Source organism: Actinacidiphila sp. bgisy160 (assembly GCF_057707815.1).
In genome coordinates this window covers 21,733-45,364 of record NZ_JBYIQW010000053.1, presented here as the reverse complement: position 1 = coordinate 45,364, position 23,632 = coordinate 21,733, and the positions used below count along the sequence as shown (strand labels likewise).

Sequence of the window (23,632 nt, the reverse complement as noted above, 5' to 3'; positions counted from 1 at the left end):
ATGGAAGCAACGACACGGGCGCGGGTGCCTCGCAAGCTCACGGAGAAGGGCCAGGCGACACGCACCCGGATCCTGGAGCATGCCGCGGAACTCATCTACACGAAGGGTGTCCACGCGACGAACAACGAGCAGCTCCGTGGCGCAGCCGGCGTCAGCGGGTCACAGCTCAACCACTACTTCCCGACCAAGGAGAGTCTCGTCCTGGCAGTCATCGCCTGGCAGGCCGATCGCGTCCTTGCATTCCATCGCAGTGAGCGATTCGCCTCCTTCAACGATCTCGACGCGTTTCGGGAGTGGGCGGATTTCTACGTCGGCTACGAGCGCGCCTACCAGGAAGGCTGCAGCCTCGGCTCCCTCGCGAGCGAGATCATCAAGACGGATCTCGACGTTCACGACGAGCTCGCGAGTGCGTTCGACCAGTGGCGGGGCATCTTCCGCGACGGGCTCCAGCACATGCAGCGACTCGGCCGCATCAGCGCTGACGCGGATCCGGCGCAGCTGGCCAATCTGCTGCTCTCCGCATTCCAGGGCGGCAGTCTCCTCGCTCAGGTCGCTCGGGACATCACCCCGCTGAAGGACGCGTTGCAGGCAGCCATTGATTACGTGCAGACCTTCGTGAGGTCTCCCGAAGTCGACGTACCGCAGGTTCGCTGAGGGCCTGCCGATCATCGACCTCGATCTTGCATGAGGGGCCGTCAGCAGGCCGGCGGCCCCTCGTACAAGATCGAGGTCAAGGCAAGTCCGTGGATGTGCGGCTTGCCGGGGCCCGTTCAACAAGATCGCGGCCCCATCCGCGGCATCGGCCGCGGCGAGCCCGCCCTGCTGAACACCAACGACGTCGCGCCCTGTCCTCCGGCACCCCGCTCATCGTTGACGTGGACACCATACTGGCCGTCGTCGCCGGGAACCTCTACCGGATGCTCGCCTGCAAACCACCCCGCTACGAGACCGCCACACCCGACAAGATCTGGCGACACCTCCTCGACGCCTCCGGAACCCTGTACGTCGGCGAGCACACCGTGACCCGTGCTCTCGACCTGCGCAGCCGCCCTGATCGACGCAGGCTTCCCCGACCCGGTGATCCCCGTCCCCTGGCGGAACGACCTGAGTAACCCGCTCGCGAGCGTGGCGTTCCGAACATGCGAGGTGGCGCTTCGCGGTGCAACCGCTCGGACAGGCGGAGCCCAAGGGCCCGCCTGGTCGTTCGGCGTGAAGTGGTCCGGTCTTTTGCTCAGAGAATGGTCCGCCCGGGTGGGCAGACCCGCACATACGGTCGAGGCCATGCATCTGATGGGAACCATGATGATGAGCACTGACCAGAGCGCGCTCTTGGAGCTGCTGGGGCTCCGCGAGATATCCGACGCAGCGATAGCGATGATCGACGAGCAAGGGACGGTGGTCGCGTGGACGCAAGCCGCTCAGCACCTTGTCGGGTACCGCGCTGAGGACGTGGTGGGCCGGTCCGCCACACTCGTGCTGCCCTTCTGCGAGGAGGCGCTGGGGGCATCAGCGTTCACCGAGCAGTGCCATGCCCAAGGTGGCTGGTCGGGCACCGCGGCGGTCCGCCACCGCGACGGCCGCACGCTCAACCTGAGCCTGCGCCTCTCGCTGCTGTGGGGACCGCACGCGACCCACCGCTGGCTGGTATCTCTGACCGACACAGGCGCGCTCTCCTCAGGGATGGTGAACGGATCGGTGCGGGAGTCGCTGCTTGCCCACGCGCCGGTCGGCATCTCCATTCGTGACCCGCAGCTGCGCTGTATCTGGATGAACGACACGATGGAGCACGACGGCATTTCCCGTGACCGGAGTTTCGGACGCCGCCTGAAGGACTCACTGCCCGGCTTCGAGGCCGAGGCCCTCGAAGCGGTGATGCGGCAGGTGCTGGCGAGCGGCACTTCCGCGGTCCACGAGTACCGGGCATGGCCGCCGGAAGATCCGCGTCGGGAGCATGCGTTCTCGGCCTCGTTCATCTGCCTCCAGGGCGCGGACGGCCAGGCACTGGGGGTGTGCTCCTTGACCATGGATGTCACCAGCAACCAGCGGGTGCGCGAGCGCCTTGCCGTCCTCAGCCAGGCCAGCACGCGCATCGGGAGCACCCTGGACGTCATGCAGACCGGACAGGAACTGGCCAGTCTCGCCGTGCCCCTGTTGGCCGACTACGTCACCGTCGACCTGGCAGAGTCGGTTCCACTCGGCAAGGAGCCCTCTGCCCGAGTCGAGACAATGTACGATCAGCCCCGCGTGTTCCGCCGTGCCGGTTTGGCCTCGATCCACCCAGGGGTCCCAGAGTCGACGTCTGCGCGCGGGGAGACAACGTCCGTCCCCCCGACCTCGCCACTCGCCGGCGCACTGCGCACGGGAAAGTCCCGCCTGGAACCGATCCTGGACACCACCCCTGGGACATGGATCGACCACGACCCGGCACAGGCGCAAACGATCCGTGAGAACGGGATCCACTCCCTGATGATCGTGCCTATCCGTGCCCGGCACTCCGTGCTGGGCGTGGCGTTGTTCGCACGCACCGAGGACCCGATGCCGTTCCAGGAGGATGACCTGCTCCTGGCTGAGGAGCTGGTCACCCGGGCCGCGCTCTCCTTGGACAACGCCCGTCAGTACGCTCGCGAACGCAGCACGGCCCTCGCCCTCCAGCGCAACCTGCTCCCTCACAGTTTGAAGGGCGGCGTCGCCGTCGAGGCGGCCGGGCGCTACGTGCCGGCCGACACGGACGCCGGTGTCGGAGGCGACTGGTTCGACGTGATCCCGCTGCCTTGCGCCCGGGTGGCCCTCGTTGTCGGTGATGTGGTCGGACACGGCATCAACGCCGCGGTCACCATGGGCAGGCTCCGCACCGCCGTCCGCACGCTCGCGGAACTGGACCTGCCCCCCGACGAACTGCTGAACCACCTCGATGACAGCGTCCGGCGGCTGATCGGGGAAGATGACGACGCCCCGGATCAAATCCCCTTGATCATGGGTGCGACCTGTGTGTACGCCGTATACGACCCGGCAACCCAGCGGTGCACGATGGCACGGGCCGGGCACCCACCGCCCGCGATAGTCGACGCACAGGGCCAGGTCACTTTCCCCGACCTGCCCACCGGAGCTCCACTCGGCCTCGGCCTCGGGCTGGTCCCTTTCGACGCCGTGGAAGTGGAACTGCCCGAAGGCAGTCTGCTCGCGTTCTACACCGACGGCCTGGTCGAATCCCGTGACGACGACATCGACGTCGGCATGCACCGCCTCGGCACCGCCCTGGCACAACCCGAACAGCCCTTGGAAGACCTGTGCACCACAGTGATGGAAACCGTGCCGCCTCAGGCAGCATCTGATGACGCCGCCTTGCTCCTCGTCCGGCTCCACACACTCAAGCCGACCCAAATCGCCTCCTGGGGCCTGCCGCCCGAGCCGGCCGTCGTCAGCACCGCCCGTCACCTGGCCGCCCATCAACTCAGCGATTGGGGACTTGAGCATCTCGTGCCCACCACGGAGCTGATCATCAGCGAACTGGTGACCAACGCCATCCACCACGGCGCCGGCCCGATCCGACTACGGCTCATCCAGCATCAAGTCCTGACCTGCGAAGTCTTTGACAGCGGAACGTGTTACCCGCGCCTGCGCCATGCTCGCATCGTCGACGAGAACGGCCGGGGACTGTTCCTGATCGCCCAGTTGTCCAGCAAGTGGGGATTCCGCCCCGCTATGGACGGCAAGCTCGTCTGGGCCGACCAAGACCTGCCGCCCACGCTGTGAAACACGGTTCGACGAGGGCTCCACCCTCGGTCCCCACACCGGCACACCGATGCCGCCGCGGAGATCCCACGATCATGTCGACCCGGGTCAGGCGCCGCTTGCCCATGGGCACGATCACCGGCTCGGACTCGGACCTGCGATCGCCTGGCACGTCCATGGTGACCGGCCCGGTCACCATGGACACCGCCTTGAAGCAGGTGCCATTACAGGAGTTGCCCAAGCCCCGTCCGGCGGGATCGCCGGCCTCGTGGCCGAGGTGGTCGGCACCTCCTCCTCGATCGCGGGGTGCTCGTGCAAGCCGCTGAAGGTGTCGGCTACGTATACGTCATCGGCCACCACGGCCAGAACGGCTACCTGAAGATCGGCTGCACGACATCACTGGTACTCAGCCAGGACGCATTACCACGCGGGTCCCTCCCACGGGCTGGGCTTGATCGGCTTCCGGCTCTCACCCCCCGGCAGCACGCTGCACAGTGCGTCCAGTGTGCCTGCCCACGCGCTGCCCGAAGGCGCCGCGTAGTTGACCACCAAGGCGTCCCGTTCGGGCAACCGCCATCCGCAGTCCGCCGCTTCGTAACGGAACTGCGTCAACCCCCTGATCACCAGATTGTGCCGGGCCGCGGCCCGGACCACCGAGCTTTCGGTTCCACGCGGGAGTTCGAGGACCGTCTGCAGTCCCGCAGCCATCCCGGTCACGCGAATGCCGGGAGCCCTCTGGCGCAGGACCTCGACCAGCTGATCGCGGCGACGCCGGTAGAACAGCCGCATCGAGCGCACATGACGGTCGTACGCACCCGAGGCGATGAACTCCGCCAGTGTCAGCTGATCCAGGGCGCTCGTCATGTAGTCGCCGTGCCCTTTGGCCGCCACGATCTCCGGGACGAGTTCCTCCGGCAGCACCATCCAGCCGAGCCGTACCCCCGGCGCCAGGGACTTGCTCACGGAACCGAAATACACCACCCGCTCCGGATCGAGGCCTTGCAGGGCCCCCACCGGCTGACGGTCGTACCGGAACTCGCCGTCGTAGTCGTCCTCCAGGATCAGGCCACCCGTGTCACGTGCCCAGTCGACGGCAGCCATGCGCCGGTCCGGGCGGAGCGCGACGCCCGTCGGGTACTGGTGCGCCGGGGTCATCAGCACCGCCCCCACATCGCGCAGTCGCGCGAGGTCGTCGATGCGTGCGCCATGGTCGTCGACGTAGAGGGGCGGGGTGTGCAGCCCGGCGTTCGCCAGCAGGTCGGGAAAGACGTCGAGTCCGTAGGCCTCGACTGCCACCCCTCGCACCCGCCGTACCCTGAGCACCTGCGCCATCAGCGCCAGACCGTGGTGGAAACCGGAACACACGGCGACCCGATCCGGCTCGGCGCACACCCCTCGGGCCCGTGCCAGGTAGTCCGCGAGTGCGGTGCGCAACTCCATCCGGCCGCGGGGGTCCCCGTAGCCGAGGGCGTCGTGTGGCGCGGCGATCAAGGCCCGGCGGGCCGCGGTGAGCCACTGAGTGCGCGGAAAGGTCGCCAGGTCCGGTGCACCGGTCCAGACGCCATAGCGGGGACGGGGCTCGTCCGACCTCTCACGAGGAGCGTCAGGCGCACCCCTGTACGGCTCGGCCCGGGCGGCCACCCGGGTCCCGGAGCCCTGCTGCGCGGTGAGCCAGCCCTCAGCGACCAGCTCGGCGTAGGCCTCGACCACGGTGCTACGCGAGACGCCGAGATCCGCGGCGAGTGAGCGGGAGGCCGGCAGCCGACTGCCGGGCGCCAGACGCCCCGTGCGCACGACCTCCCTCAAGGCGTCTGTGAGCCCTGCGCGAAGCCCCGGTCCGCGCAGTTCCAGATGCAGGTCGGCACCGACCGCGGGAGGCGGACCGGCTCCGGAATTGGCCCGAGAACCTGCCATATGAATAGACGATACTCCCACGCCATCGACTGGCGAGTCGTCCCATTGGGCCCCGCCGCGCGCCACCGCTCAACATGGCCGCCTCGAGCGTGTGGATTCCTCGCCCGGCTGCTTCGCCCGCCGGATCGTCTCCCGCGCGCCCCTCTCTCCCGGCACCAGCGAGTGGGCTTGACAGCCCAGTCTCGAGCACTGTTAACTCTGCGAAATGGGCTGCCAAGCCCATGAAAGTGCTCGCCCCGACCTGGGCTCGGCGACTACTCGCACAGCTACCGGAGGTTGATCCGCCATGTCACGACTGAACGCGCCCCCTGCCGACGACATGGGCGTGTCACCAGTGATCAACCGGCCTCACCAGGGCAGAACACTCCGGCTGGCATTCGCCGCTGCGATCATCTCCCTGGTGGCCTCGTTCGCCGCATCGGCCGCACCGATTCCCCTGCTCAACACCTACCGGGCCGAGGACGGGTTCACCAACGCCGGCTTCTCGCTGGCCTTCGTCGCCTACTCGGTCGGCATCATCGCCGCACTGTTGCTGCTGGGACGACTGTCCAACCATCTGGGCCGACGCCGCGCCGCGATCGCCAGCCTCGGCCTGCTCCTGCTGGGCACTCTGCTGCTGCTGGACGTGCACCACATCGGCACTCTGCTGGCCGCTCGGCTCTTGATGGGTATCGGTACGGGGTTGGCCAGCAGCAGCCTCACCTCCTACATCGTCGACGCCGCGCCCACCCGGCCGGCATGGTTGGCCTCCGTCGCCTCCAGCCAAGGACCCATGCTCGGCCTCACCCTCGGCGCCGTCGCCGCCGGTGCCCTGGTCCAGTTCGCCCCCTGGCCACGCGAGCTCATCTACCTGGTTTGCGCCGGTCTCCTCGCACTGTCCGCCGCGCTCATCGTCATCAGCCCGGAGACCGCGAAGCCGACGCCGGGCGCTTGGCGATCACTGATACCCCGGGTCCGCGTACCGGCCCGGGTCAGGCGTCTGCTCCCGGTCGCGGCCACGGTGTTCGTGATCAGCTATGCGTCCGGGGCTTTCTACCAGTCCTTCATGCCCGCGCTCGTCGAAGATCAACTCCACACCCACAGCCCGCTCATCCTCGGATTGGTGTTCGCCGCCTACATGGCTCCCAGCGTTCTCGGCGCTCCCATCGGCGGCCGGTTCACACCAGCGGCGGCCCAACGCATCGGCATGATCATCTTCCTGACCGGGTGGATCGGCATCATTTCAGCCATCGCCATCGGCACACTGCCGTTGTTCATCGCCGCGACCATCGTCAGCGGCGTCGGTCAAGGCATCGCCGTCAGCGCCGCCACCCGCGGTCTGCTGCACGGCAGCATTCTGGCCGACCGGGCGCCGATCTTCAGCGCGATCTACCTCCTCTGCTACAGCGGCGCCGCCTTCATCAGCCTCCTCTTCGGCCAGCTCTCGAACGCTCTCTCGCTACCACAGATCGCACTCGGATACGGCACCCTTGTCGTCATCGCGACCCTGTTCACTGTCCTCGCTGCACGCAACCCGCATGCGGACCCGATCAGCCAACATGGTGAGTGATCATGAAGAACCTCACTGTCAGAGCATCGCCGCCGTGCCGATCAGCAACGAACACACAGGGAGATGGCCACTGCCGGTCTCGGGTCCAGCCTGGACACCCTCCACACTTGATGCCCTCCGCCACGGACAGCTCGCTCCAGTAATCCCAGCCAGTCTCAGCCTCCAGTCGGTTGAAGCGCTCCAACAGGAGGTCGAACAGGTCGCGCGGCGGATCGCTGCTCGGGTACTCCACGATCTGTTCCGGATGCGCCGTGCACGGTTGCGGGACGTGCCGCGGCTCCACACCACCGGGCACCGGCACCGCCCTCAGAAGGCTCCCGACTTCTACCGAGGACCGCCAGAACACCCGCGGCGCGGACTCGAACTGCTGTGGTGGGTTTCACGCTTCAGACGATCCCCGAATTGGGCTTGACAGCCCGGTCCCGAGCGGCGTCAACCACAGAAGTGGGCCGACAAGCCCAAAACAGCTCAAGGACAACCCGGGCTGACGACGACTACTCACCGGAGGTTGATTCGCTATGTCCCGACTGCACGTTCCCTCACCTGACGAGGTCCCCGCCGGGGTAAAGGGCATCCTCGACAACATCGGCGCACAGTTCGGCTTCGTCCCGAACATGTTCGCGATTCTCGCGTCGAACCCGACCGTCCTCAACGTCGTCACGACACTGCAGGGCTCTTCGAGGCGGGTTCTGGACGCGAAGACGCGGCACACGATCGCGCTCGCGGTCTCGCAGGCCAACGGTTGCGATTACTGCCTGGCGGTGCACTCGTACATGTCGTCGGAGTTCGGCGGTATGTCGAGCGAGGACATCGACCTGTGCCGGGCAGGGAGTTCGGTGGACCCGAAGCGCGCCGCGGTCGCTCGCTTCGCGCAGCAGGTGGTGGAGAGCCGCGGTCAGGTGAGCCACGCCGACCTGGCGGCCGTGCGGGACGCGGGATACACCGACCCGCAGATCCTGGCGATCGTCACGGTGGCGGTGCAGGTCCTGCTGACCAACTTCATCAACAACGTCAACCAGACCGAAATCGACATCCCCGGCGTCGGCTCGGTCGGAACGTCCGGCTGATCGCTCGAACCCTCGTACCGGGTCGCGTACACGGCCCGCGCCCCTCTCATCGAACTGATGCCCTTTCAAGAGCGGGCTTCACGTGCCAGGTTCTGAGCTCTACGAGAAGCTCATGGCGTTGGACACCCGCGAGGGTGTCCCAGTCATGCCGAAAGCCTGGGACGGCCTGTCGGGGTTGATGCCGGCCGATGCCGGTTCCGAGGCGATCGCGACGTCGTCGGCGGCGCTGGCCATCTCGCTCGGCCGCCTCGACGGGCGACACGAGGTCGCTCGCGAGGAGCACCTGGGCAGGCGCGGCTGCTCGGCCGGCCCAGGCTGCCCGTCAAGGGCGATTCCGAGGACGGGCATGGCGACAGGCGCAGGACGTCGCCGCGAGGGTGGACAAGGTGCTGACCGTGCCGGGCGGCGGGATGCCGACCGGGCCGCGATGCTGCTGCTGCCGCCGACCGCGCCGCCGCGCTGGTGGCAGACCTCGGTGCGGATCGAAATCACCGACCCCGAAGGGTCCAGGTTCAGAGACCGCCGACAGGCGCGCGACGCTGCGGCCGGTCCGGGAGGTAGGGAAGCGCGGCGGGGCAGCCCTGAGCCCCAGGGGCGTCTTCACTGCTCGGCGTGAGCCGATGGCCGGCCGCCCAGGTGACTATGCCGGATAGACGCCGCGTCGACATCGGGCCGCTTGAATGGTGTTCTCCCGCCGGGCCGTGGCCGCGGCGCTGGTACCGAGAGGTCGCGGGAATCCGATGGCTTGGAGGCCTCAATGACTTCACCCACCAATGTCCCACCCTACGAAGGCCTGGCCGACTCGAACCTTCTGCGTCCGCAGGAGTACGACGAGGACGAACCAAGGCTGTTCGGGAAGTAGTGGCTCAGCTGCGAGCCGCCGCCCCCGCTGCTCTTCGCACCAGCTCGTTGTTCGTCGCGTGGACACCCCGCTTGTAGATCAAGTCCGCGGCGTGCTCGAGGATGCGACCTCGCGTCGCCGGCCCCCTTGCCCGTGTGCTCGCGAAGACCACGCGATCGATCGTCCATGCGCATGTCACCCCGCTCATGTTGGGCTCAGTAGCCCAAAGTAAGGTGGATTGGGCTTGACAGCCCACTCTGCATCGCGTTGACTGCAAGTGGGCCAAACAGCCCAGAAAAATTCCGACCGGAGGACCACCACCATGTCTCGCCTCAGCACGCCCGAGCTCACCGACATCGACGCCAAGACGCAGGGCACGCTGAACGCCATCGCCAAGCAGTTCGGCTTCGCTCCGGGCATGTTCACCACGCTGGCCGCCAACCCGACCGTCCTCGAGATCGTGATGGGCCTGCAGGGCAGCATCGCGAAGCTCCTCGACGCGAAGACCCGCCACACGATCGCACTGGCCACATCCCACTCCAACGACTGCGACTACTGCTCGGCGATGCACGGATACATCTCCGCGAACCTCGGAGGCATGTCCACCGAGGAGATCGAGCTGGCCCGCACCGGCGGCTCCACCGATCCCAAGCGTGCCGCCGTCGCCCGCTTCTCCCAGCAGCTGATCGAGACCCGCGGTCAGGTGGGCGACGAGGACATCGCCGCGGTCCGCGAGGCCGGGTACACCGACCCCGAGATCCAGGCGATCGTCACCGTCGCGGTGGTCACGCTGCTCACGAACTACCTCAACAACGTCAACGACACCGTCGTCGACATCCCCGGTGCGGGCGCGTAACCAGCGACCCGCGTCGACGGGCACGGAGGTCGCCCCGATGAAGGCGACATTCACCACGTACTGACGTGACTCCAACGCCCAGATTCCCTCTCCTGACCCGATCTGTCCGAACAGGAAACGAAAACCAGGCATGGATCTCAACAATCTGATCACCAGGCACCTCACCCGCTACTTCGACCCGAACAAGAAGATCCCGGAGGAGACCTTCCAGCTCCTCCTGCGCTACCTGCGCACCTCGCCGACGACGATCAACATCCAGCCGAACCACTTCCATGTGCTGGAATCGCAGGCCGGCAAGGACAAGCTTGCGGACGCTCTCGTCGGTCGCTTCGAGGACAACCAGGAGAAGGTGCGCAACGCGTCGCACGCGATCGTGTTCACGACCCGCAAGACGATTCCCGACGAGCACTTGCAGGAGATCTTCGCGAAGGAGCGCGCGGACGGTCGCTTCGCGGACCCGGAGATCCAGAAGGGATGGGAGGCTGGAGCGTCCCACTTCGTGAAGATCCAGTCGGAGAACTATGGCGGCGAGGTGCTCCACTGGCTGGAGAAGAACACGTACCTCGTGGTCGGCGCGACCATGATGGCCGCTGCTTCTCTCGGAGTCGACGCCACCCCGTTCGAAGGGTTCGACCGCGCGGCGATCGACGAAGCGTTCGGTCTCACCGACACCGACTTCACCACGACGCTGATCATGGCGCTCGGGTACCCGGACGAGACGCGCGTCTCTCGCCAGCCGGTCTCGCGCTTCGACGCCGAGAAGATCTTCACCTACACGTGACGAACTGAGCGGGTGCGCGATCGACGCGCCCGCTCAGTTCTGGGCGACTCGGCCGTCCGGCGCCCGTACCTCTCCTCGAAGGACGCCGGGCGGTCGACCTCTACCGACCTCGAGGAGGCCAAGATGCACGCAGACAGGACACTTCAGAGTCGCGCCGCCGCGCGCGCCGCAGAGCTCCCGGGTTCCGAGCACACGCACCAGTTCGCCGGCGACTGGGAGGTGTGGAAAGTCGGCGGCAAGGTGTTCATGCTGCAGACATCGATGCCCGGGGAGCCGGTCGTGATCCTCAAGGCCGATCCCTCGGATGCGGAGACGCTCCGCGCGTCCCACACGAGCATCTCTACCGGCTACCACATGAACAAGAAGCACTGGATCACCGTCAGACCTGGTGAGGATATCGAGCAGGCGTTGGTGGACGACCTCGTGACCGAGTCGTACCTGCTCGTCGTCGCGGGCCTTCCCAGACGAAGCCGCCCGGTCGACCCCGACACCTTCAGCTTCCCGCCCTCCGCCGACTGACCGACACGGCGTCAGGCAAAAACAGAACCGGCTCCCGGCGAGGGCATCAACGTCACCGAACTCCCTCCGCGCTCCCCCACCTCCAATTCCCACACCAAGCGGCAGGGCCCCGGCGTTTGCCCGGATCGCCCCGGCCTGGGCCGGTTGATCATGCTGGCGGGCCCCGGAAGCAGGTGAACACGGCGCCTGAGGGGAGTGTGAAACTAACGGCGGATCTACCGATCAAGGAAGAGACGCCAAATGACTGACCAGAGTGCCGAGTTGGAACCGGCGACGACCTCGGAAGCGATGACCGCGTCTATCCGGTCCTGTTGTCGATGCGATCAACGTGAAGATCCGCGACGGCCAGGTCGCCAACAGGCCGATCTACGTGGTCATGGCCGTGACCGTCGAGGGCCACCGCGAGATCCTCGGGATCTGGGCCGGTGACGGCGGCGGGGGCGCGAAATACTGGCTTCAGGTGTTCCCCGAGCTGAAGAACCGCGGCCTGGACGACGTGCTGATGCTGGTCTGCGACGGTCTCAAGGGCCTGCCCGACGCCGTCGAGACCGTCTGGCCTCAAACAATTGTCCAGACCTGCGTGGTTCACCTTCTATGGAACAGCTTCCATTACGCGGCCCGCCAGGACTGGGACAAAATCGCCAAGGCACTCAGGCCCGTCTACGCCGCGGCGACCGTGAAGGCCGCCGAGGACAGCTTCCTGGAGTTCTCCGAGGAGTGGGGCGCCAAGTATCCGGCGATCGTCCAGCTCTCGCCGTGATCATGGCACGCCCTCCGTTGCCCCCTTCTGGGCTCCCGGCCATCGCTGCTCCGCTCCACCGTCGTCTGACTCGTCTCCGCCGGCACCCCCACCGTCTCGGTCACCCGCGCATGACCCGCTCGGCTCCGTCAGCCAGGCACTACTGCATCACGCCCGCTGTTCCGTCGCCGTGATGCGGGGCAAAGAGTGGACAACAACAGCGGCCCCAGTGCACCCGCGCTGTTCTTCTCGGCATGAGGCGATCGACCAACTCGCCGAAAAGCCAGTGCGCGGCGCCGTTCTATCTACGCAAGGGCCGGTTCTGAACCACCCTTGGAACCAGTGGCCTGAAACACAGTCACGGCGCCACGCTCCCAACCGCATCCGCTCACGACGGGCCGCCATGACTTGAACCTGCCGTCGGCCTCCGATCGCAAGTAGCACGTGAGGCCGACCGCCCAGGCCACTACTGCATCCAGCGCTGCGCTATCCGCATCCGGCGCGCGCCACGCCCCGCTACCCCATCGTGATCGCGGTACAACGCCCAGAGCGTGCCGGAGTCCGCAGCGGGTACGCAGCCGCCGGGGGGCGGACGGCCCTCGCCTGGTCGCCGCGGCTCGCACCTGGCGTGCCGATGCGGTTATGCGCCGGTGTGGGCTTTCGGCGGCGGGCCGAGGATCTCGATGTGGTGGCGTGATGCGGCGTGGCCGAGGGCCGCGGGGTCGAGTGGCCCGGGGTCGGGGAGCCGGCGTTCGCGGGCTGGGGTACCGGCATCCGTGGCGAAATCCTCGAAGCCGGACGGTGTGGTGATCTGCAGGCAGCGCAGAGGTTCCTCGGAGCCGACGACGAACGTGTGGGGCAGGCCCACCGGCAGATACACGAAGTCCCCCGGGCGGGCGGTGAGCTCCTCCCCGTCGCACAGGAAGCGGGCCGTGCCCGACAGGACGTAGAACATCTCGTCCTCTTCCAGGTGCCGGTGCAGGGGCGGGGCGAAGCCGGCGGGGTTGAGGAACTCCGCCACGGTGAGTCGGCCCCGGGTCTGCTCTCCGGTGGCTTTGACGGTGACGAGGTTGCCGAGGAACCACAGCGCCTGCCCCTCGGCGCCGGCCAGGACGTAGGGACGGTTGACGGACGGCATGCCGCCTCCCCCAGTTGAATAGACCGCGTCTAGTGAATATGACGGTAGTATGACGGTTCATGGGCGTCAATAGCGGCTCAGCCGGGCGCGGGCGGCGCCGGTACGACTCGCCGTTGCGCGACGAGCAGGCCCGTCAGACCAGGCAGGCGATCGTCGCGGCAGCGAACCGGCTCTTCGTCGTCGGCGGCTACGCCGCCACTTCCTTCGCCGACATCGCCGCAGACGCCGCTGTGGCGCGGCCGACCGTCTTCGCCGCCTTCGGCTCCAAGGCCGCGTTGCTGCGCGAGGTAGTGAACCAGGCGCTGGCGGGCGACGACGAGCCCGTGCCGGTAGCCGAACGCCCTTGGTTCCGGCCGGTGCGGGACGGTCGAACTCCGCAGGCGGTCCTGAACGCCTACGCCGAGGTCTGCCGCATCATCGGCGGGCGCGCCGCCGAGGTCTTCGAGGTGGTACGCCGGGCCGCCGACGAAGGTCCCGAGCTGGCCGAACTGTGGGAAACGATGCAGCGCAACCGACGAGCCGGCGCCAGCATGGTGATCGACATCATCGAAGCACTGGAACCCGGACCGCATCGCATCGCCCGCGAGCGCGCCATCGACGCCATATGGATGTTCAACGACCCCTCCCACTACCGGTTCCTGGTCCGGGCGTGCGGTTGGAGCGAACAGGAGTACACCGCCTGGATCGCCGACCAGATGCACCACAGCCTCGGCCTCGACACCCCCGTCCCGCGCCCGACAGCACGGTACCCGGAAAACAAGTCGTGACACGGTGGCCGCACTCCAGCCAGCACGGCGCGCAACTGATTGCGACCGGCTCTCCGCTTAGCCGGTCCACGCCCATAATGCCCTCTCGCGACCCTCCATCACCGTCAAACAGAGTTGGCCGCCGAGGCCCTCACCGCAGCATGCCGCCGCCCCACCCGTCCGGTGAGCTTCCACTCCGATCGCGGCTGCCAAGGCGGATTCGACCGGTCGTCACACCACCAGTTTTTGGGCCGAGGTGCAAAAACGGGACAAAATGACCATGACGACGCGGGTCCAGCCAGGAAGAGCCAAGCAGGACGTCTGGTTCGTCGACGGCCGCCAGCACACGGGCGATCGTGGTCCGCGAGGGTGAGCGACGCCATCTGAGCGGATGCCGTCGGACTCCGACGGCGGTCAGCACGGCCTCCGAGGCCCGCGCCGCCCACTCGGCGATCTCGTCGATGGTCCTGGCTCCCGAGACGGCCGCGCAGGCGCAGACGAGGAGGATCGCCGTCAGCGAGTACCAGCGGCCTTTCCTTGCCCGCGGATCGGGGACCAGGTTCAGGAAAGGGCGCAGGTCAGCGACCCGGCCAAGGTCCAAGGGACCCAACTTCGCAAACACCGGGGGGGATGGGGGAGGATACAGCGGCAGGCACGGGCCACCTCGTGATCGTTGAGCTTCGACACCCCAATGATCACGAAGCCCGTGCCTGCTCTGCTATGCACCCCAACCGGTCATCTCCCGGCCCAGCCACACGAATCCGGAACTTGATCAAACCCTGTGGCTGGAGCCGGTGCGGTTGCGGCGCGCGCTGGCCGGCCTGCCGCTGTCGAAGGCGGCCGACGGGCGGATCGTGCTGGCCGTGGACGTCAGCAACTGGCTGCGTCCTGATGCCCCCACCAGCGACGACCGGCTGTTCTGCCACGTCTACGGACGCGGTGACCGCAAGAAGGATCAGTTCGTGCCGGGGTGGCCGTACTCTTTCGTCGCCGCCCTGGAGACCGGCCGCACCTCCTGGGTCGCGCTGCTGGACGCTGTCCGCCTCGGGCCCGCCGACGACGCGACCGCCGTCACGGCCGCCCAACTTAGCCACGCGGTAGAGCGGTTGAGGCAAGCCAGGCACTGGCAGCCAGGGGATCCCGAGATCCTGATCGTGATGGACTCCGGCTACGACGTGACCGACGATGTACGAGGCGATCCGCTGCTTCCGTGCCCTGACCCGGGTGGTCACCTCGGCCGTGGAGAACTGCTAGGGCTGAGCCCGCCGAACTCCTCGCCCTGGCCCGCACGTCCGCCGAGCCGGTACTGGAACGCTGGGAACACCTGGTCTCGTTGGAGACCCCTTCCGGCGACGCCGACCGTGCAGCTGTGTTCGGCGAGCGACTCGCCGCGGGTCTCGCCGCCACCGCCGGGCGTGTCGAGCAGCCACCGGGGCCGGACGGCGCCCACCTGGTGGCGTACTGGAACGGCCGCGAGACCGAGGACCTCGCGGGAGACGGCTTGTCTGCCGGGCACACACTGCTCGTGGCCCACAGCGACATCGTCTTCCCGGCCGGGACGATCTCCCGACGCCCGTTCACCCTCGCCGAGGACGGCGACACGGTCACCGGCCCCGGGGTCTTCGACATGAAGGGCTCCCTGGTGGCCGTCGAACTGGCCATGGAGCTGCTGTCCCGTACGGGCGCCACTCCCAGGCGTCCGGTACGTCTCGTGCCCCTCGGTTCCTCGGGCGGCGCGGGCGACACCAACCTCACCGGCGCGCTCGGCATCCCGACGGTCGACGGTCTGGGTCCTGCGGGCGCCGACGCCCACGGCGAGGACGAGTACGCCTCACTGTCCGCCCTGTTGGAGAGGGCGGCCCTCATAGCCGCGTTCCTCGACACCCACTGACCGCCGCTCCGGCAGGTCGGCCGCGGCACTCCCGGCATCGGCCGCCGCACCGCAACCCCGCACCCCACCCCCTGATCCCAAGGAGCCACATGCCCGCCCTGCCCCCCGAGGGGCTCGTCCGCCCCGCCGCGCCCAAGCCCGGTGACCGTGTCGCCGTCATCGCCGCCAGTGGGCCGACCGACCAGGAGAACCTCGAGGTCGGCCTGGAGTCGCTGCGCGGGCTCGGCCTCCAGCCCGAGGTGTTCGCCTCCGCGCGGGCGGGCGGCGAGTACCTCGCCGGTGACGACGCGCTCACCGACCCGGCGTTCACGGCCGTGTTCTGCGCGGCAGGCGGCTACGGCGCCCAGCGCACCCTGGAGCTGGTCGACTGGGACGCCGTCGGCACGCCCACCCCGCGTACCGTCGTCGGTTTCTCCGACGCGACGGCGCTGCTGGAGGCGGTGGCGGTGAAGCTGGGCTGGACGAGGTTGTTCGGGCCGATGCCCGCCATCGGCGGTTTCCGGCCGGGTCGGGCCGACTTCGACGGGCTCGCCGCGCTGCTCACCGACCCGGCGTCCGTCAAGGAACTGCGTTTTCCCGACTCCCGCCCTCTGGCCGGCGGCACCGCGCAGGGCGTCACGCTCGGCGGCACGGTCACCCTGCTCGCCTGCTCCCTGGGCACCGACACCTCACTGCCCGCGCGCGGCGGCATCGTCCTGCTGGAGGACGTCGACGAGGAGACGTTCCGGCTCGACCGGTTCCTCACCCAGCTACGGCGCGCCGGCTACTTCGACGGCGCCGCCGGCATCGTCTGCGGCACCTTCACGGACTGCGGCACGCGCGAGCGTGTCGAGGAACTGCTGCACGACCGGCTCGGCGACCTCGGTATCCCGGTCCTGGCCGGTGCCGACATCGGCCACGGTGTACCGCAGCAGAGACGCGGCCGGACGGCGCAAGGGTGTGGCGGCGTTCAGGTGCGAAGGGCGGCACCCTTCTCGGTCTGACCGCGATGTACGCCTGCGACCGGCCGAACCGGCGGGCATGGGGCTGTTCTCCGCCGCGTGGGGAAAGTCGGGCGTCGAGGACGACGCGCCGGCGGCGGGCGGCTCTGCGGAGCGCGCCACCTGTCCGGAAGGAAGCCACAGCTCCTGATGTGTTCCGTTATCCGATGACTCACACCCGATGGGTGCCGGAGTGATCGGGGGCTGACCGGTGCTGTACATTCCGCGCTTCCCCGCCGTGACGAAAGGAAGACGTCCATGAGTACTCGCCGCCTGACGGCCGGACTGGTTCTCCCCCTTGCGCTGCCGCTCGCCGCCTGCGGCGCGGGGAAGGAGCCTGCGCAGACCGGCGCCGCGCGTCCCGAGGCGACGTCGGTCGGGCAGTCCCCCGAAAGTCCCAAGTCGCCGGAGGACTTCCTCAACCTCGCCGCGGCGGCCATGGCCGACGAGAGCGGATGGACCTTCTCGGTCACCGGCAGCGAGGGGCTGACTCTCCAGGGACAGCGGAGCGCTGCCACGTATCGGGCCACGGTCCACCGCGGCACGGACCCCGAGGCGTTGCACGCCGAGGGAGTCAGCACCAGCAGCAAGGGGACGAAGAAGAGCGAGGAGATCTACGTCGTCGGTGGCACGGCATACCTCAAAGAGGGTCACGCGGCGTGGAAGCGGGCACCCGCTTCCGACCCGGAGATGGAGGACAAGACCGAGGACCCGGTCGCGGCCGTCAAGGAGTTCGCGAGGTACGCGCAGGCCGCCGGCGGAGGCGACGTGAAGCTGACCGAGTCACGCGGCACGGTCGAACTCCGCGTGGCCGCCGGCAAGCAGAAGCTGGCCGCCGTCAAGGACCGGGCGTGGGCGAAGAAGGCGCAGCGGGAGTTCGACCCCACGGCCGAGCAGTTGCGCAAGGCCGGTGTACCGGTGAACGAGGACCAGTTGACCCTGTCCCGGCTGGAGGAGGTCCTGGTCCTGGACGCGGCGACATACCGGGTCAAGAGTCACCGGTTCGAGTTCGGGATCCTCGTCCCGTATACCGGCGCCGGGGACATCGCGTACGAGCAGGACGTCCGTGAGGAGAACCAGGGCGCGTACGCCGGGCGGATCGAGCTGCCCGCCGGTGTCGACGCTGCTCACTAGGCATCGAGAGCGCCGGTCACAGCCATGCGTGGAGGGCAGCGACCGGCACGGTCACTTCGTGGCGGACCGCGAACTGCAAGCACGGGCCCGTGTGCGGCCGCCGAGGCACGGCCCATGCCGCGTCGCTGTCCGCCTGTCGGTGTGCGGCCGGTGCCTGACGCCTCGCGTCAGGCACCGGCCACGGGGTGTCGCATGAGCCGAGGGCCCGGGTGACGGTCTGGGTGATGCCGCCGTCGTCGCGCTGCCTGGCGGTGACAGGCGTCAGCAGTGACGCGCCACGCGCGGGGGCCGCGCAGACGGGTCCGCCGTCTGCGGCGCCGCCGCCGAGCGGTCACGGCCCCGGCGTCTCCACGCCGTTCGCAGCGCGCAGACGCAGGACGGAGGCGCCCTCGCCGGGTACGCCCTGACGGGCCGCGCGGCGGAGCCGGGCGGGGGTGTCGCCCGCCGCGAGACGGAAGGCGCGTCCGAAGGCGGACTCGGAGGCGTAGCCCACGGCGGCGGCGACCGCGGAGACCGGTTGTTCGGTCTCCGCGAGCAGTTCCGCGGCGAGGAGCATGCGCAGCCGCATGAGGAACTCCCCGGCGTTCATCCCGGTCTCCCGGCCGAAGTGCCGGATGAAGGTCGCCCTCGACATGGAGTTGAGCGCGGCGAACTTCTCGATGCCCCAGTCGTGGGCGGGGTCGCGCAGCACGGCGTCGGTGACGGTCCGTACGACACCGCGGGTGGAGGCGAGCCACGCCATCCGGCTCACGCCGTGCACCCCGCGCAGCGCCAGCGTCAGCAGCACGTCGCAGAGGGAGTCGAGGACGGCCTCCGTGCCCGGTCCGGCGGCGCGGGCCTCGTCACGCATGAAGGCGCTCAGCAGCGCGAGGGGGCTGTCCGCGCCGGCGCCGAGCGGGACGTGCAGCACTTCGGGCAGCATGCCCATGAGCACCTGTCCCGCGCCCGGCTCCCATGTGAAGTGGCCGCAGAAGAGGTCGACGGGCGCCACGTCGCCGTCCGGCGCGGCTCCGCTCACCAGGGCGTACGGACCGACGTCCCGGTGCTCGACGGACGTCGCCGGGCCGGGGCCGTGGGTGTGGATGCGGTGTGCCGTGCCACGGGGGAGGAGCACCATGTCGCCCACCCGCAGGTCGATGCTCCAGTCGGGCAGTTCGAGGGTGCATTCGCCTTCCAGCAGCAGATGGAAGGGCGAGCTGCCGGTCCGGCCCGCGGGATTGTCCAGGGTGTGGCTCCCGGCGATCAGGCAGCGGATGTCGACGCTGCCCCGAAGCCGGGCGAGGTGGACCACGCGACTCAGAGTATCCATGAGACTTTCTCGATAGAAATCGGCACTCACTGATCTTGGCATCTCGACACGGGGGCAGCAAGGTAGGGGGCATGGAAACCATGCATGTCGATCTCCTCGTGATCGGATTCGGCAAGGGCGGCAAAACCCTGGCGGGCCGGATGGGCCGTCTCGGCCGGCGCGTCGCGATCGTCGAGCAGTCGGACGCGATGTACGGCGGCACCTGCGTCAACGTGGGGTGCGTACCGACCAAGGCACTCATCCACCACGCAGGCGAGCGCCGCCCGGACGATCCGCCGGAGGCCGGGTTCCGCGACGCCGTGCTGAGCACGACCCGGCTGACGGACGCGCTCCGCGCGAAGAACTTCGAGATGCTCGACACCGTCGACTCCGTCACGGTCGTCACCGGCCGCGCCCGGTTCGTCGACCCGAAGACGGTGGAGGTCAGCGCGGGTGGCGACCGCCTGCTCGTCACCGCGGACACCGTCGTCGTCAACACCGGCGCGGTGCCGGTCGTGCCCGACGTCCCCGGGCTGCGCGGCAGCGCGTTCATGAGGACCAGCACCGACCTGGTGCGTGATCCGCGACGCCCCGCCCGCATGGTGATCCTCGGGGCGGGCTACCTGGGACTGGAGTTCGCCGGGATGTACCGCGCGTTCGGCACCGAGGTGACCGTCCTGGAGGCGGGGACGCGGGTGCTGCCGCGTGAGGACGAGGACGTCGCGGACGCGGTGGCGGCCGTCCTGGCCGACGAGAACGTCACCATCGTGACGGGAGCGACGGTCACGGGCGTCACGGACACGGCCGACCACGCCGCTGTGCACTACCGTGTCGACGGGCAGGACCGCACGGTCGACGCCGAGGCCGTACTCGTCGCGACCGGGCGAAGGCCCGCCACGGCGGGGCTCGGGCTCGAGGACGCCGGCATCCTGACCACGCAGTCGGGTGCCATAGCCGTGGACGAGTACCTGCGCACCAGCCAGCCGAACGTCTTCGCCGTCGGGGACGTCAACGGCGGGCCCCAGTTCACCTACATCTCGCTCGACGACAGCCGCATCGTGGCCGACCAGCTCACCGGGGCCGGCACGCGCACGACCCGCGACCGCGAAGCGGTGCCGTACACCGTCTTCACGACGCCCCCGCTGTCCCGCGTCGGGCTCACCGAGCAGCAGGCGCGCGAGCAGGGGTACGCGGTCGCGGTCGCCGAGAAGGCGGTCGGCGAGATCGCGTCGATGCCCCGGGCCAAGATCGTCGGGGAGACCCGGGGACTGATGAAGTTCGTCCTCGACACGGCGACCGACCGGGTGCTCGGTGCGGCACTGTTCAGCGTCGACTCCCAGGAACTCGTCAACACGGTCGCATTGGCGATCCGCCACGGGGTCACGGCGACCGAGCTGCGCGACGCCATCTACACGCACCCGAGCTCCACCGAAGCCTTCAACGAGGTACTGGCCACCCTCCGGTGAACACGCCGGGCCGCTGCCGCCGCCGGTGTCCTTCCACGGCGAACCGCGCAGCGCCCGGCGATGTCTGCCTACACGTCCATGCCCGCCCCGCCGCCCATCAGCGGGTACGGTACTTGCCGCCGTGTCGGGGCGAGGGTGCTGCCAGGTAACTTGCCCACCAGTTCGGAAGAGCTGCGCCTGGACACGGTTGCGCGGCTCGCTCCGGCCGCCCTGACCCAGTCGCGCAGGTCTCGGGTCTGATCTCCGGGTCGGCAGCGACCTGCCGAGTCGTCGCCCCGGGCCGTGACCGGTCGAGCGCGACCGCGTCCGCCTTGAGCTACGGGGCCGTGACCGGCGCGGGCTACCGCGTGGCTACGCTCCACACAGCGACTCCTGCGACGAGGAACGCGCAGGCGGCAAGCAACCACATGGGGTAACGCGGGCGGAGGCGCGGTACCGCGGTTGGATCAGGACGAGAAGTCCGCCCCGAGTCGGCATCCAGACATACCGTGATGTTCCGCCAGATCCGCTCCGGGGGCGAAGTGAGCGGCTCAGCGGCCGGGGATCGCCCCGCCCGTACGACGCGCCGCAGGGCCTCGAGCTCTCCCAGGCACCTCCCGCACTGCCGCAGATGGGCTCCGACCAGGCGCGTTTGCTCGGGCGTCGATTCGCCGAGCGCAAGGTCAGCAAGAATGCGGGTATCGACATGCGGCATTGGTGCCTGCCTTCCGGGATCAGCCAACCAGCGTGGAACGGGCTGGCCTTGGGCACCAGACCTGAAGGGTCGGCAGTCCTTTCACGAGTTGCTACACAGACGGCTTCCTCCCGCCGGCCCCCTGCGGATGCACGGCAGGTTCTCGTCTCCGAGAAGACAAGCCCTGCAGGCCGCCGGACCGGAGCCGGCTTCTGGCTGACAGCGCCGCTGCTGAAGCAGGGCAGTCCACTGCGCCGCGGCCCCTCGTCCGTCACCACAGGGCGTCGTGTGACGGCATCACTGATCAAGGAGAACGGTCCGGAGCCTGTGCCGCAGGCGGATCAGCCCGCGGCGGGCATGGCTCTTGACGGTGCCCAGGGCCAGCCCGGTCCGCTCGGCGATCTGGCTGTGGGTGAGGTCGTCGTAGAACGCCAGGCGGAGCACCTCGCGCTGCGGAGCGGGGAGCCTGGCCAGTTCGCGTTCGACGAGAACATGGTCGATGATCTGCTCGGCCAGGGCAGGAGGGGCGGGGTCGGCCACAGCGGTGATCATGGCATCGGCCAGATTGCGCCTTCTCGTACGTGCACTCAGCGCGTCCGCGATCTTCTTCTTGGCGATGCCCACGAGCCATGCGGGCAGTGCCGCGCGCTCGGCGCGATAGGTGTGGCGTCCCCGCCATGCACCAAGAAAGACCTGCTGAGTCACGTCTTCGGCCTCTGTCGGGTCTCCCAGAGCGCGGGTGGCGAGAGAGTAGACCAGGCTCCCCCAGCGGTGGTAGGCGGCGGCAAGGCATCGCTCGTCACCCCGCACGATGCCGGCGGCCAGTTCCTCGTCCGACAGCCGTTCGCCGGACAGGCCCGCAGTGGCCGGAGCCCAAGCCGTGGGTGCCGCGCCGGCACGGACGCTGTTGCGGGTATCCGTCAGAGCAGTCATGTGATCCCTCCGCAGGTGGGCCGGCTAAATCGCGCAGGTCTCGCATCACGATCCGGCAGTGACCATGGCAGTCCGAAAGCGCAGGAGACACAACTCGCATCGTTTGTGCGTCGTATTCTGGAGGGGTGATCACAGACACGGACGAAGGTCGGGAGACAGCGGACATCACGGGACGCGGCGGGCTCAGCACGGGTGCCGTGGCGCGGCAGCTGGGTGTGGCCCCGACCACCATCCGATCGTGGGACCGTCGCTACGGCCTGGGGCCGGCATCACGCGAGGGCGGGAGGCATCGCCGCTGGTCAGCGCGCGATATCGCGGTCCTGGAGCGTATGTGCAGTCTCACGGCGACAGGAGTGCCTCCGGGCGAGGCGGCCCGGCAGGCACTGGCGGAGGACCGCCCTCGCAGTCCGCAGGAGGCGGAACCGGCGAAGTCGCCTGCTCCGATGATCAGACCGGGCGCACCGGGCGGCCACGGTCTGCCCTTGGGCAAGGTGCGGGCAGAGTGCCGTGGCCTTGCCCGTGCAGCTGTGCGTCTGGACAGTCCGGAGGTGGAGCGACTCCTGGCTGCAGCACTCGCCGACCTGGATCTGGTCGAAGCATGGGATGAGATCATCATTCCCGCCTTGCGTGCCGTGGGCCGTAAGTGGGCCTCCTCCGGTGAACGCTACGTGGAGGTCGAACACCTGCTGTCCTGGCATGTCTCCAGCGCGCTGCGGCGAGTCACCGCTGCGGACCGGCCAAGACCGGGCGGCCGTCCGGTGCTGCTGGCCTGCGCACCCGGCGAGCAGCACACCCTGCCGCTGGAAGCAGTGGCTGCCGGACTCTCGCAGCGCAATGTCCCGGTGCGCATGTTCGGGGCTGCCGTTCCCGCCGGAGCGTTGTTCGAGGCTGTACGCCGGCTGGGACCGGTAGCCGTGGTGGTGTGGTCCCAGGGCAGGTCGACCGCTCAGCGTGAATTGGCAGCCGTGCTGTGCGCCAGTGAGTGGGGGGTCAGCGGAGCCCGGACGGCTCCGGCGGTGGTCCTCACGGGACCGGGCTGGGCAACGCATGCCAGACACCTTGGCGGCAGTCTCCGCCCCCACAGCCTGCAAGACGCGCTCGATCTGCTCACGGGACTGGCCAAGTCCTGAGTCCCGCCGCACAGGAGGCGGGAGCGCACTCGCGCCGTGACCGTGCCGGACGTTCGGCTGCCGCACCTGGAACCAGGTCTCCCTGACAGGGCGGTGGCCGGAAGGCCACCGCGGTTGCCGCCCGCGGCCGACCTCGAGGGGAGACGTGGTCCGGCCGCAGTCGCCTGCCAGCCCGTAGGCGGTTGTGTCGAGGTCTTTGCATCCGCCACGCCTGAGACGACGGAAGGACCAATGATCGCGGTCATCCCGCGTACC

Annotated in this window: 20 protein-coding genes and 2 pseudogenes; 17 read left to right on the top strand and 5 right to left on the bottom strand. The window is 68.8% G+C overall.

Translation table 11 applies throughout. The features are described 5' to 3' along the window. The 3 genes from AC3EUJ_RS30170 to AC3EUJ_RS30160 all read left to right on the top strand — a co-directional run bounded on the left by AC3EUJ_RS30170 (window position 1) and on the right by AC3EUJ_RS30160 (window position 3,753). Window positions 1-654: a TetR/AcrR family transcriptional regulator gene (locus AC3EUJ_RS30170; protein WP_431966896.1), complete on the top strand. Its 654-nt coding sequence runs from the start codon at window positions 1-3 to the stop codon at window positions 652-654. 221 nt (window positions 655-875) lie between these two features. Continuing rightward, on the top strand, window positions 876-1,112 hold the full coding sequence (locus AC3EUJ_RS30165) for a hypothetical protein (RefSeq protein WP_431966894.1): 237 nt from the start codon (window positions 876-878) through the stop codon (window positions 1,110-1,112). Window positions 1,113-1,281: 169 nt separating this feature from the next. Beyond that, entirely contained in the window at window positions 1,282-3,753 is a 2,472-nt protein-coding gene (locus tag AC3EUJ_RS30160) for a SpoIIE family protein phosphatase (protein WP_431966892.1), read from the top strand. A 399-nt stretch (window positions 3,754-4,152) separates the two neighbouring features. Here the strand turns inward: AC3EUJ_RS30160 and pdxR are convergent, their stop codons facing one another. Further along, the gene (pdxR, locus tag AC3EUJ_RS30155; RefSeq protein ID WP_431966890.1) at window positions 4,153-5,646 is read right to left on the bottom strand and encodes a MocR-like pyridoxine biosynthesis transcription factor PdxR; all 1,494 of its coding nucleotides are present in this window, start codon (window positions 5,644-5,646) and stop codon (window positions 4,153-4,155) included. 286 nt (window positions 5,647-5,932) lie between these two features. Between pdxR and AC3EUJ_RS30150 the strand changes: the two genes are divergently transcribed. From AC3EUJ_RS30150 to AC3EUJ_RS30120, 7 genes and pseudogenes are all read left to right on the top strand, one after another. Continuing rightward, window positions 5,933-7,195: an MFS transporter gene (locus AC3EUJ_RS30150; RefSeq protein ID WP_431966888.1), complete on the top strand. Its 1,263-nt coding sequence runs from the start codon at window positions 5,933-5,935 to the stop codon at window positions 7,193-7,195. A 518-nt stretch (window positions 7,196-7,713) separates the two neighbouring features. After that, the gene (locus AC3EUJ_RS30145; protein ID WP_431966887.1) at window positions 7,714-8,262 is read left to right on the top strand and encodes a carboxymuconolactone decarboxylase family protein; all 549 of its coding nucleotides are present in this window, start codon (window positions 7,714-7,716) and stop codon (window positions 8,260-8,262) included. Window positions 8,263-8,374: 112 nt separating this feature from the next. After that, on the top strand, window positions 8,375-8,878 hold the full coding sequence (locus AC3EUJ_RS30140) for an isocitrate lyase/phosphoenolpyruvate mutase family protein (protein WP_431966885.1): 504 nt from the start codon (window positions 8,375-8,377) through the stop codon (window positions 8,876-8,878). 547 nt (window positions 8,879-9,425) lie between these two features. Further along, window positions 9,426-9,959: a carboxymuconolactone decarboxylase family protein gene (locus AC3EUJ_RS30135; protein WP_431966883.1), complete on the top strand. Its 534-nt coding sequence runs from the start codon at window positions 9,426-9,428 to the stop codon at window positions 9,957-9,959. A gap of 130 nt (window positions 9,960-10,089) precedes the next feature. Beyond that, the gene (locus AC3EUJ_RS30130; RefSeq protein ID WP_431966881.1) at window positions 10,090-10,740 is read left to right on the top strand and encodes a nitroreductase family protein; all 651 of its coding nucleotides are present in this window, start codon (window positions 10,090-10,092) and stop codon (window positions 10,738-10,740) included. Window positions 10,741-10,863: 123 nt separating this feature from the next. After that, window positions 10,864-11,259 carry an MmcQ/YjbR family DNA-binding protein gene (locus AC3EUJ_RS30125; RefSeq protein WP_431966879.1) on the top strand — a complete coding sequence of 132 codons (396 nt, stop codon included), beginning with the start codon at window positions 10,864-10,866 and terminating at the stop codon, window positions 11,257-11,259. A 290-nt stretch (window positions 11,260-11,549) separates the two neighbouring features. Continuing rightward, window positions 11,550-12,010 (top strand): annotated as a pseudogene (locus AC3EUJ_RS30120) (IS256 family transposase); the annotation flags it as partial. 628 nt (window positions 12,011-12,638) lie between these two features. Here the strand turns inward: AC3EUJ_RS30120 and AC3EUJ_RS30115 are convergent. After that, complete coding sequence (locus AC3EUJ_RS30115; protein ID WP_431966877.1) at window positions 12,639-13,136, bottom strand: quercetin 2,3-dioxygenase; 498 nt, start codon at window positions 13,134-13,136, stop codon at window positions 12,639-12,641. Window positions 13,137-13,249: 113 nt separating this feature from the next. Between AC3EUJ_RS30115 and AC3EUJ_RS30110 the strand changes: the two genes are divergently transcribed. After that, window positions 13,250-13,903 (top strand): TetR/AcrR family transcriptional regulator, encoded by a 654-nt coding sequence (locus AC3EUJ_RS30110; protein ID WP_431966875.1) that lies wholly within the window; start codon window positions 13,250-13,252, stop codon window positions 13,901-13,903. A 130-nt stretch (window positions 13,904-14,033) separates the two neighbouring features. Here the strand turns inward: AC3EUJ_RS30110 and AC3EUJ_RS30105 are convergent, their stop codons facing one another. After that, window positions 14,034-14,483: a transposase family protein gene (locus tag AC3EUJ_RS30105; protein WP_488180975.1), complete on the bottom strand. Its 450-nt coding sequence runs from the start codon at window positions 14,481-14,483 to the stop codon at window positions 14,034-14,036. A gap of 196 nt (window positions 14,484-14,679) precedes the next feature. Here AC3EUJ_RS30105 and AC3EUJ_RS30100 point away from each other — a divergent pair. The 4 genes and pseudogenes from AC3EUJ_RS30100 to AC3EUJ_RS30085 all read left to right on the top strand — a co-directional run. Continuing rightward, a pseudogene (locus tag AC3EUJ_RS30100) lies at window positions 14,680-15,057 on the top strand (transposase); the annotation flags it as partial. 194 nt (window positions 15,058-15,251) lie between these two features. Next, entirely contained in the window at window positions 15,252-15,773 is a 522-nt protein-coding gene (locus AC3EUJ_RS30095) for a M20/M25/M40 family metallo-hydrolase (protein WP_431966872.1), read from the top strand. 89 nt (window positions 15,774-15,862) lie between these two features. Further along, window positions 15,863-16,756: a S66 peptidase family protein gene (locus AC3EUJ_RS30090; RefSeq protein ID WP_431966870.1), complete on the top strand. Its 894-nt coding sequence runs from the start codon at window positions 15,863-15,865 to the stop codon at window positions 16,754-16,756. A 255-nt stretch (window positions 16,757-17,011) separates the two neighbouring features. Then, window positions 17,012-17,887: a hypothetical protein gene (locus AC3EUJ_RS30085; protein ID WP_431966868.1), complete on the top strand. Its 876-nt coding sequence runs from the start codon at window positions 17,012-17,014 to the stop codon at window positions 17,885-17,887. A 331-nt stretch (window positions 17,888-18,218) separates the two neighbouring features. On the opposite strand, the gene AC3EUJ_RS30080 is transcribed toward AC3EUJ_RS30085, so the two are convergent. Further along, window positions 18,219-19,196, bottom strand: coding sequence for an AraC family transcriptional regulator (locus AC3EUJ_RS30080; protein WP_431966866.1), 978 nt, complete (start codon window positions 19,194-19,196; stop codon window positions 18,219-18,221). Window positions 19,197-19,267: 71 nt separating this feature from the next. Between AC3EUJ_RS30080 and AC3EUJ_RS30075 the strand changes: the two genes are divergently transcribed. Continuing rightward, window positions 19,268-20,641: an FAD-dependent oxidoreductase gene (locus AC3EUJ_RS30075; RefSeq protein ID WP_431966864.1), complete on the top strand. Its 1,374-nt coding sequence runs from the start codon at window positions 19,268-19,270 to the stop codon at window positions 20,639-20,641. A gap of 970 nt (window positions 20,642-21,611) precedes the next feature. Here AC3EUJ_RS30075 and AC3EUJ_RS30070 read toward each other — a convergent pair. Continuing rightward, a complete protein-coding gene (locus tag AC3EUJ_RS30070; protein WP_431966862.1) occupies window positions 21,612-22,247 on the bottom strand; it encodes an RNA polymerase sigma factor in 636 nt (211 codons plus the stop codon). Between the two features lie 128 nt (window positions 22,248-22,375). Between AC3EUJ_RS30070 and AC3EUJ_RS30065 the strand changes: the two genes are divergently transcribed. Then, complete coding sequence (locus AC3EUJ_RS30065; protein WP_431966914.1) at window positions 22,376-23,377, top strand: B12-binding domain-containing protein; 1,002 nt, start codon at window positions 22,376-22,378, stop codon at window positions 23,375-23,377. The last annotated feature ends 255 nt before the right edge of the window (window positions 23,378-23,632 follow it).